We start from the raw sequence: 11,485 nt of genomic DNA, 5'->3' as shown, positions 1-11,485 counted from the left end.
CGCGCGTGATCTTACTCTGGTTCGATGCGATAGATCGTACCGGCCAGGTCCACGACGTAGACCTCGCCGGCTGCGTCCTGACCGAAAGAAGACATGTTCTGCAGCAAGGCACCCGACTGCAGATCCTCGGAGAGATCCCCTTCTGACACCAGGCTCCCGTCGCGCCAGACCAGAGTTTTAACCCAGTTGCGGTTGTAATCCCCGAAGAGGTACGTCCCTCGCAGCGCCGGAATCCGGCTGCCCCGGTACACGTGACCCCCATTGATGGAGATGGATACATTCTCCGGTTCGGGGCTATTGTGGTTGAACTCCACGACGGGCAAGGTCAGCCCTTCGGTCGGGCAGTTCGAGGACGGGTTGAAGCAAAGCGTCCCCTCCATGATGCGCCATCCATAGTTCCGGTGCCCCTGACCTGCGGGCTCGATGTCGATCTCTTCGAGGCGATCCTGGCCCACGTCGCCGATGTACAGGTCGTCCGTGCACACATCGAAGCTCATGCGCCAGGGATTCCTCACGCCGTAGTCCCAGATGAAAGGGTCTCCTCCTGGCAGGTTGCCCGACGGTGCAGTCTGCGGATTGTCCACATCGAGCCGGAGGATCTTCCCCTCGCGGCGCGAGAGATTCTGCGCATTGTTGTTCGGGTCGCCGCCGGATCCACCATCTCCCACGCCGATGTAAAGGTAGCCGTCACCGCCAAAGGCCAGGGCGCCGCCATTGTGATTGCTGTAGTGGGGGTGATCCTGCCCGGGAGATATCTCGAAGATCTCCTCTCCTTCAGGGTCGGCCAGGTTGGCGTCAGATTGAGAGCGACGGTACTCCGCCACCACAAAAGTATTCGAGGGGTCTCGCGTGTAATAGACGAAGAATCGACCATTCTGTGCATAATCGGGGTGCAGGGCCAGCCCCAGGAGGCCGTATTCGTCGCCGCCGCCACCGGGAGGATCGATGATGTTGTTGATGTCGAGGAAGGGCTCCTCCTGCACCACACCGTGATCGACGAGCTGGATCCTTCCTCGCTGCTCCAGAACGAGGAGCCGCTCGGGATCATCGGGCTCGCTGGTCACGAACACTGGACGATCGAGCCCGCTGACCACCTCTGCGAGTCTCAGCGGCGGCAAGGTCCCCACCGGAGCATCGCAGTTCGCCAGAGATGTCGAGGAACCGCCGTCTCCGCCAGTGCCGGAACCGCCTGCCCCCCCTGTGTTGCCGCCACCGCCCGAACTGGTCGATGTCGACCCTCCTCCGCTGCCCGGTCCCGTCGCCTCGCTCCCGCCCGAGTCGTCAGACCCGCAGGCGTTCATCGCCAGTGCAACCCCGACAGTCCCCATCCCGATCAAGACCAAGCGCGAGAGACGAAGCTTCGTGCCCATCATGGACCAGAAGCCTACCCGATCGCCCAACGTGCTGGTAAATACTTTCCCGGTGAGCGGGCGCGCGTTCGTTCCCTTCATGCCCGTTCAGCGATCTTGAAGGCGGCCGGACCAGGCAGCATCAGCCATGCGCAACCGCTTCCTCGTGCTTCTTGAACTTCTCTCCCGGCGGGTTCCTCCCGGAGCCCGTTACTGGCGGGAGCGCGTGGAGGGCATCACGGGTGTTCACCTGGCCGGGGGCATGCTCCCCACCTCCTTTCAAACCCTGCCCGAGTTCGACCATGATGGCTTCCTCGCCGAGATCACGAGCGCTTCCCGCTGGCTCGGCAAGGCGCCGCTCATGCTGACACCCGGCGAGCGCGAGGTGCTGACCCGGTCGGGCATCACGTGGTCGATCGATGGCTGGCCACTCGATCAACTCGGCCGTGCTGCGATGCTGGCCGTGGCCTCGTCGCGCCTCTCGCCTTCGGAGATTGATCACCTGCTCGGAGATGTCTACCGTCGAGGCGAGACCCGGGAGCGCCAGGCGCTGCTCCGCGCGCTTCCCTTCCTGGTCCTCCCGCAGCGCTTTATCTCACTCGCCGTCGATGGCAGCTCCAGCCACGACCGTCTCGTCTTCGAGGCCATTGCTTGCGAGAATCCCTATCCCGCCGATCACTTTCAGGATGTTCACTTCAATCAGCTAGTACTCACGGCGCTCTCGCTGGAAATCGCGCTTGACCGCATCCTGGGCATCGCGCGTCGGACGACGCCGGCTCTTGCGCAGGCCGTGGCGGGATGCGCGGGTGAGATGCGCGCCAGCGGTCGTGCCGTGCCCGAGGAGATTGTCCGTCTCTTCGGCACCTCCTGAGCCGTGATCTAGCAGCAAGGTTGCGCTGCAGGATGGCAGGTCAGCGCGCCAGTTTCATGATGAACATACCCTGCTCAATCGGTTGAACTCCGATGTTGATGGCTGACTCGGTTCTCCCGGCGATGACCACCTCACCGCTGAGCGCGTCCACGTTCATGGTGTGTGGCGTTTCTGCGGAAGCATTCCCGTACAAGTGGCTCCATTGATGCGCACCCAGCGCCCCGAACTTCGCGATGAAGATGTCGGAGGGGGGCTGTCCGGTGAGCGGGGCGCCGCCGAAATTGATGGTCCCGCTTGCCGTACCCGCAAGCACTACGTTGTCCTCTGGGCCCACTCCTACTTGGAGCCCCTGGTTGTCGTTGAATTGGCCGAAGTGCTTGGACCAGTGGTGGGTGCCGCTCTGACCGTACTTCGCTGCGAACACGTCCTTGTTCCCCGAAGGCTCCAGGATGCTGCCGCCGCCGAAGTCCACAGGCGCGTCGATGTAACCGGTGATGAATGAATTGCCGGCATTGTCGGTGGCTGCTGCAAGAATTGAGCTGCCCGGCAGCTTCCGGCTCCATGATGGGCTCCCGCTGTATTCATCGAGTCGAGCCAGGTAAGCCGAGGGACCCTGGTGAGTGAGTGAGTGAGTCCCGCCCAGAGCGAGCGACGTCGTGAAGGCACCACCGATCACGATCGCATGGCCGCTGCTCGTCGCGAGGGCGGTGATGTACTGGTCCTGCGATCCTGATCCGATCACATCGCCGATGGATCGGCTCCACCGATGACTCCCGTCGCTGATGTCGAGGCCTACAAGGAATGCATCGTAGCTGGCAGTGCTGGTGAAGGTGCTTCCACCCAGGTTCGCCGCGCCCAAAAACATGCCTGAGATGATCGCCTTCCCTCCGGCCGTAGCTACCACATGCATCTGCTGAAGGTCGGCGCTGCTCCCGAATGACTTGCTCCACCGATGGGAGCCGTCGCTGTCAAATGAAGCCACGAACATCCCCCAGTTACCATTGGTAGGTGCGGGCAAGGCGCCGCCACCAAAGTCGGTGTCTTCGAGCAAGTTGCCCGCGAGAACGATGGTGTTGCTATCCGGGTGTACGGCGACATCGATGTCGTATCCCGGAGAGCCGGCCAACCCGAACTGCTGCGCCCACAGTACTTCGCCTTCGCGGTCGAACTTGGCCAGGAAGTAATGATCGTTGAAACCCGCGGTCAGCGTGTGGGGCGCTGGCAGGATCGTGCCCCGAAAGGTCCCCGTGAGCAGGATGTTCCCCTCTGCATCCAGGGCCGAGCCCATCGGAGTCGCGATGCTCCCGAGCCAGTACGCCCACAGAGGCTCGCTGCACGCCGTCCCATCACAGTCTTCGTCCCCCGCTCCGGCACAGTCCTCGGCCCTCGGAAGGACCTCGCCGGCGCATTCTCCGTAGCCGCTCCCGTCTTCCAGGCAGGTCCGCGAACCGGCCCTGCACAGACCGACGTCCTCCGTGCCGGCAGGGCCCGTGTAGCAAGGGGCCGCCGTTCCGGGGGAGCACAGCGTGGCTCCGGCGCCACCCTGGCCGCCCGATCCACCGGTCGCTCCTCCACCGTTGGCAGCGCCGTCCGTGAACTCGTCCAGCCCGAGGAGCATGCCGCACCCGCCAGCAAAGAGCAGCAGCGTCGCCGCCACGCCAGCGGGAGATGTCCCGAGGACTCCGTTCACGTGTTCTCTCCTGACGATGAGAATGACGCTTTCAACACCGTCTCCTCCCCCATGGACTGCTTCGCGGCTCGATCGCCGGAGCCGATGATCGCGCAGGTGATGAAACCCCTGCAACCTCGTGAAGGTGCGGGGCTCTCCCGCCCCGACCCCCCCCCAGACGCCTCGCGACGCGCGCCACCACCGAAAACCCCTCTTGGCGGCGGGCAGCCTTCCTGCGATGCTGGTCTGCCTTCAGAATGCCTGGATTCGCCCTCTTCCACCGCTGGACGGTCTCGCTCGTGGCCCCGCTCATGCTTGCCGCCTCGGCATGCGGGCCGACCTACGTCTATGACCGGGCCAACTACGCCAAGGAGTTCGATCCACGGGATCACGAGTACGTGATCGGGGTCGGCGACAACCTCCAGATCAACGTCTGGCGTCAGGCGGACCTGTCGAGCGGTGCCCTGGTTCGTCCGGACGGGATCATCACCTTGCCGCTCATCGGCGACGTCTTCGTCGCCGGGAGCACCCCGACGCAGGTGCGCGCGGCGATCACCAAGCGGCTCTCGGAGTTCGTCAAGGACGAGACCGCGGTGATCACCGTCGCGGTCAACACGGTGAGCAGCTACCGCTTCGTCGTCAGCGGCAACGTGGCGCACGCCGGCATCTTCACGTCGAGCTACTACGTCTCGGTCTCGGAGGCGCTCGCCATGGCCGGCGGCCCGAACCAGTTCGCCTCGACAGATCAGATCCTGCTCATCCGCATGGATGCGCCCGGCAAGTACCGGCATATCCCCATCAACTACGACGCCATCGTCTCGCGTGAGCGTCCCGAGCAGGATCTGGTGCTCAAGGCGGGTGACACCGTCTACGTGCCCTGATCGTGGCCAAGCAGAGCGCACTCGCACGCAGGACGGTCATCGGCGCGATGTGGACCATCGCCACGGGCCTCGGCGCCCGGGCGATGGGGCTTGCGGGCACCATGCTGCTCACGCACTACGTCGCGCCCGACATCCAGGGCGAGGTCAACGGCGCGCAGGTGGCGGCCTACACGGCCTACTTCGCGTCGGGCCTCGGCCTCGGGCAGTACATCGTCGCGCATCCCGACATCGACCGGCAGTCGATCTTCAACGCCACCGTCTACTACCTCACCGCCTGCCTCCTCGCGGTCAGCGCGGTCTTCTTGCTGCGTGAGCCCATCGCGCGCGCCATCGAGACGCCCGGCATGGTCACGTACATGTCCGGGTGCGTCGTCGCGGTGGTCCTCGAACGACTCTCGTACATCCCCGACCGGATCATGATCCGCGACATGCGGTTCAAGGAGGTCGGCGTCCGCAACACCATCGGCGAGCTGACCTACACCGTCTCCTCCGTGGGGCTGGCGATGAGGGGCTGGGGTGGGAACGCCATCGTCGCCGGCATGCTGCTCCGCGCCCTGGTGCGCGTGGTGATCACCGTGCCCGCCGTCGATCACCGCGAGTGGCTCACGCCGAGTCCCCTCTCCCGCGAGAAGGCCCGGCGCATGCTCTCCTTCGGCATCCCGCTCAGCCTCGGCTCACTGGCCAACTTCGGCTCGCAGCGCTGGGACAACCTGGTGATGCTGCGGCTCTTCGGAGAGCGGGTCGGTGGTCTCTACAACCTCGCCTGGAACCTGGCGGACATCCCCGCCTCCCAGGTCGGCGAGCGCATCGGCGACGTCCTCGTGCCCTCCTTCGCCAAGCTGGAGCCGGAGCGACGGAAGGGCGCCTTGATCCGCGCGGTCACCATGATGTCGCTCCTCATCTTCCCGCTCGCCGTGGGGCTCGGCGCAGTGGCGCCGACGGTACTGCGGGACACGGTGTTCCCTCCTAGCTGGTACGACGCTGGACCCCTGCTCAGCGTGCTCGCGGCGCTCGGGGTGACCCGGCCCCTCGGCTGGGTCATCGCCTCTTACCTCCAGGTGCACGGACGGACTCGCTCCATCATGGTCCTCGAGTGGCTCAAGGTGGCCGCGATCATCCTCGGGGTCGGGGCGCTCGGCGTGGTGGGGGGGCCGCTCTGGGCTTGTGCCGGCGTCGGCCTCGCCTTCGGCCTGCATGCGCTGGCGAGCATGGCGCTCGTGCGCCGGGTCAGTGACATCCGTTATGTCGAGCTGCTTCGCCCCCTCGTGCGTCCGCTGCTCGCATGTGTCCCGCTCGTGCTGGCCGTCCTCGGGACCCGCGCGTGGCTGTCGGGCTTCGGGGATCTCCCGCGGGGTGTCAGGGTATTTGCCGAGGTCGTCGCCGGTGCGTCCGCATTCGTGCTGGCGGTACTCGTCGTCGCGCCCGCGGCATCGCGTGAATTCCTGGGCACGCTGCGTGGTGCCCTCCGGCGCGGTCGGTGATCACGATTCCTCGGTGACCGGCAGCCGGACCGCTCGGCGTGTGATAGCGTGCTCGCTTCATTCACGGAGAGAATCGAGATGTCAGAATCGCAAACGGTGGTCGACAACCTCCTCGGCAAGATCACCTCGCAAGGCGCCCTGGTGGGCATCATCGGGCTCGGCTACGTCGGCCTCCCTCTGGCGCTCGCCTTCATCGAGAAGGGCTTCCGGGTGCTCGGCTTCGACGTGGACCCTTCCAAGGTCGACGCGCTCGCCGCTGGCGAGAGCTACATCAAGCACCTCGATCCGGCCCGGGTGGCCGCGGCCGCGAAGACGGGCCGCTTCATCGCCACCACCGACTTCGGCCGGCTCGACGAGCCTGACGCCATCCTGATCTGCGTCCCGACGCCGCTCACCCCGCAGCGCGAGCCCGACATGAGCTACGTCGAAGGCTCCACCCAGAAGATCAGCGCGCGGCTGCGCAAGGGGCAGCTCGTCGTGCTCGAGTCGACCACGTATCCGGGCACCACCGACGAGCTGGTGTGCGGCATTCTCGAAAAGTCCGGCCTGAAGTCCGGCGAAGACTTCTTCCTCGCCTTCTCGCCCGAGCGCGAGGACCCGGGCAACCGTGACTTCGGGACCACCACCATCCCCAAGGTCGTCGGCGGCGTCGACGCGCACTCGCTCACCCTCGCCAAGGCCCTTTACGACCAGGCCATCGCGCGCACCATCCCCGTCTCCTCCGCGCGCGCCGCCGAGGCCTCGAAGCTCACGGAGAACATCTTCCGAGCCGTGAACATCGCCCTCGTGAACGAGCTCAAGGTCGTCTACGACCGCATGGGCATCGACGTGTGGGAGGTGCTCGACGCAGCCTCCACCAAGCCCTTTGGCTTCATGCGGTTCAACCCCGGCCCGGGCTGGGGCGGTCACTGCATCCCCCTCGACCCGTTCTACCTCTCCTGGAAGGCCCGCGAGTACGGTGCCTCCACGGCGTTCATCGAGCTGGCCGGCGAGGTGAACGTGGAGATGCCCCACTACGTGGTGAACAAGCTCCAGCTCGCCCTCAACGAGCGCGGCAAGCCCGTCAAGGGCATGAAGGTGCTCGTCCTGGGCATCGCCTACAAGAAGGACATCGACGATCCGCGCGAGAGCCCGGCCTTCGAGGTCTTCGAACTCATCCGTCAGCTCGGCGCGAGCATCAGCTACCACGACCCCCACATCCCCCGGTCGCCTCCGATGCGCTCCTGGCCGCACCTGAAGGTCATGGAGTCGCTGCCCCTCACCGCGGAGACGCTCGCGGCCCACGACGCCGTGGTGATCGTGACCGACCACTCGGTGGTCGACTACGACCTGGTGCTCGAGCACGCCCAGCTCATCGTGGACACCCGCGGCATCTACCGGAAGGCGCACCCCAAGGTGGTCAAGGCCTAGGCCTGCGCACCCGCGGCAGCGCTGAATCGGCCCGTAGGGGGCGAATCCCGCGCTTCGGCGCCTCCGAGCCCCCTTCCCCATTGATGCGCGCGCGCCGGTTCGGTACCCAGAACAGGGACGATGCCGCCGCTAGATGACAGCCTGGTGCCCGCGCCATCCAGCTCGGAGTGGAAGGGCTACCTGGAGATCAGGCTCGGCGACGCGCCCCCGGTCCGCCGGCCGCTCTCGGAGTCGCACGTGGTCATCGGGCGCGCCCCCGGTGTGCAGCTCACCCTCGACCACTACACGGTCTCGCGCCGCCACGCCGAGCTGTTCTGTGACCCGTTCGGCCGCTGGTGGATCCGCGACCTCGGCAGCACCAACGGCACCCTCGTCAACGACGAGCGCATCAACGAGAAGGTCCTCAAGCCAGCGGACCGCATCGGCATCGGCGACTACACCATCGAGTTCCAGCTCCCGGCGCGCGCGCCGCGCATCGGGCTCGACAGCGGCGGCGTCCACTTCGAGGAGGACAAGCCCACCGCCATCCGCAAGCTCGGCGAGCTCGAGCCTCCCCGCATCGCCGCCAAGCACCTCTTCACCCTCATGGACCTCTCGCGCCGCCTGCTCGGCATCGAGGAGCCTGCGGAGCGCTTCGACGCGCTCTGCCAGCTCATGGTCCGCGACGACTTCCACGGCAGCATGGCGCTCGCCCTCCGCCTCCGGGACAACGGCGCGCTGACCATCCTCTCCGGCCCGCACCGCCCCTTCTACCTCCAGGGCCTGCGCCGCGACGACGTCAGCTCCCCTCCCTACATCTCGCGCCGCGTCCTCGCCGCCGTGATGGAGACCCGCGAGCCCGTGCTCGCCGGCAACCTGGTGAGCGACAGCGCCACCGTCGAGCTCACCATGTCGCGCGACGTGATGGCGCTCTGGGTCGTGTGCTGCCCCCTGCGCGTCGAGGAGCAGATGATGAACCTGCTCTACGTCACGCTCCCCCCCGACTTCGGGAGCGTCGAGTGGCTCGGCCTCATCGCCCTCGCCGCCGAGGTGTTCCAGCAAGCGGAGTCGGCCTGGGAGGCCCGCCGCCACGCCCAGGAGCACGCCGCGATCGAGCGCGAGCTGCAGATGGCTCACCAGATCCAGCGGCAGCTCGTCCCCAAGCGCCACGAGTTCCGCGGCCTCGACGTGTCCATCGGCTTCGAGCCCTGCCGCTGGGTCGGCGGCGACTACGTCGACATCGTCCCCATGCCCGACGGCCGCATCCTGCTCGCGGTCGCCGACGTCTGCGGCAAGGGCCTGCAGGCGGCGCTGGTCTGCTCCAGCGTCCACACCATGATCCGGGCCACCGTCGACTCCGGCGGCGGCGTCACCGGCATGATGGACAAGCTCAACGCCTACCTCTGCGAGTACCTCCCCGAGAGCTCGTTCGTCACCATGATCGTGGTCGCCCTCGACCCCGTCACGGGCCGCATGGAGTGCGTCAACGCAGGGCACCCGCCGGCCTTCGTGGCGAACGGTGGCGCCGTCCCCCGGCAGCTCCAGAACGCCGTGAACCCCGCGCTCGGGATGGGTCCCGTGCCCATGGAGGCCCACCCCAGCGTCCTCGCCCCGGGCGAGGTGCTGGTGATGTACACCGACGGCCTCACCGAGCTGCGCAACTCCTCCAAGCAGATGCTCGGCGAGCAGGCCCTCGGCGCCGGCTTCGCGCGCCTGTGCGCCGCCAGCACCGGCCGCCCCATCTCCGTCGTCTCCGAGAAGCTCGCCCAGATGCTCGAAGAGTTCCGCGGCGACCAGCTCCCCGAGGACGATCAGGCCTTCCTTCTCGCCCGCCGCACCTGAGCCACCACCGCGAGCACCGCCGCGAGCACCACCAGGGACGCCGCCACCGCGCCCACGAGCCACACCACGCGCAGCTTTCCCTTCCCCTGCGAGCCCTCGGCGCCTGACCTCCGCGCCACCCGCGCTGCCGCTGCGTCCGCGAGCACCTGCCGCGCCGTGGCCTGATCCATCACCGCGCCGGCGGGGATCATCGCCCGCAAGGCGTCCCTCGCCGCCGCGAACGCCGCCCCCTCACGCGACCACGTCGCCGGTCGCTCCACGTCGGCGTCGTCCAGCGCTGCCGGGATCACCTTCGCCAGGATCGCGTCCACCTCGGAAGCGCGCGCCGCCCGCGCCAGCGCCGCGTACCCCGCGTCCTGGATTCCCCGCCGCAGTGCCTTCAACCGCAGCGACGGCAGCACTCCGGGCAGACCGAACGACCCCTCCGCGAACTTCCCCACCTGCGTCCCCGGGTACAGAAGCATCCCGTCTCCGAGGCACGCGTCCCCGTCGTTGTTGTGGAAGTTCTCCGGCTGCGCGAACGGATCGATGGGCCCTTTCCCCCCCCGGTTCCCGTCGTGCCAGAACCCCACCTCCCAGAGGAACCAGCGCCCCACCGGGTACGAAGCAGCGATCCACCCGTCGGCCATCAGGCTGGTGATCGGCGCGTCGATCATGAACGTCCCCGCCTGCGGCAGCGTCCCGTTGTAGACCCACACCTCCGTCCCCTGCGCGCGCGCCGCCCGCGCCGTGGCGACCTCGAAGCGGTTCGCCGGCACCATCACCAGGTCCACGTCCTGCCGGCTCGGATCGCGGTGGCAGGTATGACCCACCTTCACCCGCCCCGCGATCGGTGATCCCCGCAAGAGCTTCCTCCACGCGGGTCCCCGCGGGCTGTCGCACTGCTCATCGATCGCGTACACGAACACGTCCTTGATCGCCGCGGGTACCTGCGCCGCGAGCGCCTCTGCGCGGGCGAGCGCCTCGGGCGTCGGGTTCCCCAGGTCGCCGTACGTACCGAGCGCCAGCACCTCGGGCCCAACCCCCGCTCCCGGACCTCGGTACCCGTGCGCCTCCGTGAACAGCGTTCCGTCGAGCGCCGCCCTCATCCGCGCGATCTCCTCCGGCCGCGTGAGGGGCGGGAGCGCGTCCACATGGTGCCGATGAAGGAGCTGCCACACCGCAGGCTCCGACGCCGTCGCTCCCGACGCCGTCTTGTCGCCGAGCCGGTTGCCCATCTGGTACGGCTCGTAGAACGCAAAAAAGCTCACCGGGCGGTACGGCAGCACCGCATCCACCACCGTCAGCTCCAGATCGATCCGCGACAGCTCGCCTGACGCCGCTGACGCCGCGCCCACGCGCACCACGCCCCGATACATCCCCGCTGCTGCATCTTCGGGGACCGTCACGTCCACCCACGCGGCGCCGTTCTGCCGGGGCGCCACCGCGAGCGGCCAGGGAAGCGCGCGCCCTCCGGCGGCCCCCGGCGGAGCCGCCTTCTCTCCGCCCGTTCCTGACCCATCCACCGGGATCAGCGCATCCGGCACCCATCCCTGCACCTCGTCATCCGCGGGCCTCGCCCCAGGCGTCCACCCCAGCGACTCCGGCGGCCTCTCCTCATTGCGCGAGCGCGCCCGCACCTCCACGTAGTGCTGCACGAACCGCTCGACATCGAGGCGCGTCGGCGCTCCTCCCTCGTGCGCGAGCGGCCCCACGGCGATCTCCAGGCCCGTGAGCGGCTCCTCCCCGGCCGTCACCACCACCTGGAAGGCGACCACCTCACCCCGGAGCGCGGCCAGCTTCACCGGCGCACCGGGCCGCCACACCGGGTTCCCTTCACCGCGGGACAGCGGCGACGCCACCTCGTCCCGCCGCACCCGCACGCCCTCTCCGGCGACCCACACCCGTGCGCCCGGCGCTCCTGACGCCCTTTCCGTGGCACCCGCGCCCAGCGCTGAACCCGCCGCCAGCACAGCCGCCGCGAGCACGGCCCCCGCCCCCCTCGACCGCATCACCCCTCCCCA

At 67.8% G+C, this 11,485-nt stretch carries 8 protein-coding genes; 5 read left to right on the top strand and 3 right to left on the bottom strand.

Annotated elements, in window-relative coordinates:
- Positions 1-11: 11 nt before the first annotated feature.
- Positions 12-1,127 carry a PQQ-dependent sugar dehydrogenase gene (locus CAP_RS28675; RefSeq protein WP_231511747.1) on the bottom strand — a complete coding sequence of 372 codons (1,116 nt, stop codon included), beginning with the start codon at positions 1,125-1,127 and terminating at the stop codon, positions 12-14.
- 370 nt (positions 1,128-1,497) lie between these two features.
- On the opposite strand from CAP_RS28675, the gene CAP_RS28670 reads away from it, so the two are divergent.
- The gene (locus CAP_RS28670) at positions 1,498-2,220 is read left to right on the top strand and encodes an EboA domain-containing protein (RefSeq protein ID WP_231511742.1); all 723 of its coding nucleotides are present in this window, start codon (positions 1,498-1,500) and stop codon (positions 2,218-2,220) included.
- A 40-nt stretch (positions 2,221-2,260) separates the two neighbouring features.
- Here the strand turns inward: CAP_RS28670 and CAP_RS28665 are convergent, their stop codons facing one another.
- A complete protein-coding gene (locus CAP_RS28665; RefSeq protein ID WP_156041224.1) occupies positions 2,261-3,508 on the bottom strand; it encodes a hypothetical protein in 1,248 nt (415 codons plus the stop codon).
- Positions 3,509-4,146: 638 nt separating this feature from the next.
- Here CAP_RS28665 and CAP_RS28660 point away from each other — a divergent pair.
- The 4 genes from CAP_RS28660 to CAP_RS28645 all read left to right on the top strand — a co-directional run bounded on the left by CAP_RS28660 (position 4,147) and on the right by CAP_RS28645 (position 9,482).
- Complete coding sequence (locus CAP_RS28660; protein ID WP_052376212.1) at positions 4,147-4,770, top strand: polysaccharide biosynthesis/export family protein; 624 nt, start codon at positions 4,147-4,149, stop codon at positions 4,768-4,770.
- Between the two features lie 2 nt (positions 4,771-4,772).
- The gene (locus CAP_RS28655; RefSeq protein WP_044246824.1) at positions 4,773-6,251 is read left to right on the top strand and encodes an oligosaccharide flippase family protein; all 1,479 of its coding nucleotides are present in this window, start codon (positions 4,773-4,775) and stop codon (positions 6,249-6,251) included.
- Positions 6,252-6,329: 78 nt separating this feature from the next.
- Entirely contained in the window at positions 6,330-7,661 is a 1,332-nt protein-coding gene (locus CAP_RS28650) for a nucleotide sugar dehydrogenase (RefSeq protein WP_044246823.1), read from the top strand.
- 120 nt (positions 7,662-7,781) lie between these two features.
- On the top strand, positions 7,782-9,482 hold the full coding sequence (locus CAP_RS28645) for a SpoIIE family protein phosphatase (RefSeq protein ID WP_052376210.1): 1,701 nt from the start codon (positions 7,782-7,784) through the stop codon (positions 9,480-9,482).
- Here CAP_RS28645 and CAP_RS28640 read toward each other — a convergent pair.
- Entirely contained in the window at positions 9,452-11,473 is a 2,022-nt protein-coding gene (locus CAP_RS28640) for a glycoside hydrolase domain-containing protein (protein ID WP_044246850.1), read from the bottom strand. The two genes, CAP_RS28645 and CAP_RS28640, sit on opposite strands and share 31 nt — an antisense overlap.
- Positions 11,474-11,485 lie beyond the last annotated feature (12 nt).

Source organism: Chondromyces apiculatus DSM 436 (assembly GCF_000601485.1).
Lineage (GTDB): Bacteria > Myxococcota_A > Polyangia > Polyangiales > Polyangiaceae > Chondromyces > Chondromyces apiculatus.
Note: the sequence above shows the minus strand (reverse complement) of the source record. Positions and strands in the feature narration are given on the sequence as shown.

What these genes read in the sequence shown, in the direction of transcription:
- CAP_RS28665 (WP_156041224.1), bottom strand. Translation starts at nt 3,508, where the DNA reads ATGGGCTCGGCCCTGGATGCAGAGGGGAACATCCTGCTCACGGGGACC.
- CAP_RS28650 (WP_044246823.1), top strand. Translation starts at nt 6,330, where the DNA reads ATGTCAGAATCGCAAACGGTGGTCGACAACCTCCTCGGCAAGATCACC.
- CAP_RS28660 (WP_052376212.1), top strand. Translation starts at nt 4,147, where the DNA reads ATGCCTGGATTCGCCCTCTTCCACCGCTGGACGGTCTCGCTCGTGGCC.
- CAP_RS28670 (WP_231511742.1), top strand. Translation starts at nt 1,498, where the DNA reads ATGCGCAACCGCTTCCTCGTGCTTCTTGAACTTCTCTCCCGGCGGGTT.
- CAP_RS28640 (WP_044246850.1), bottom strand. Translation starts at nt 11,473, where the DNA reads ATGCGGTCGAGGGGGGCGGGGGCCGTGCTCGCGGCGGCTGTGCTGGCG.
- CAP_RS28645 (WP_052376210.1), top strand. Translation starts at nt 7,782, where the DNA reads ATGCCGCCGCTAGATGACAGCCTGGTGCCCGCGCCATCCAGCTCGGAG.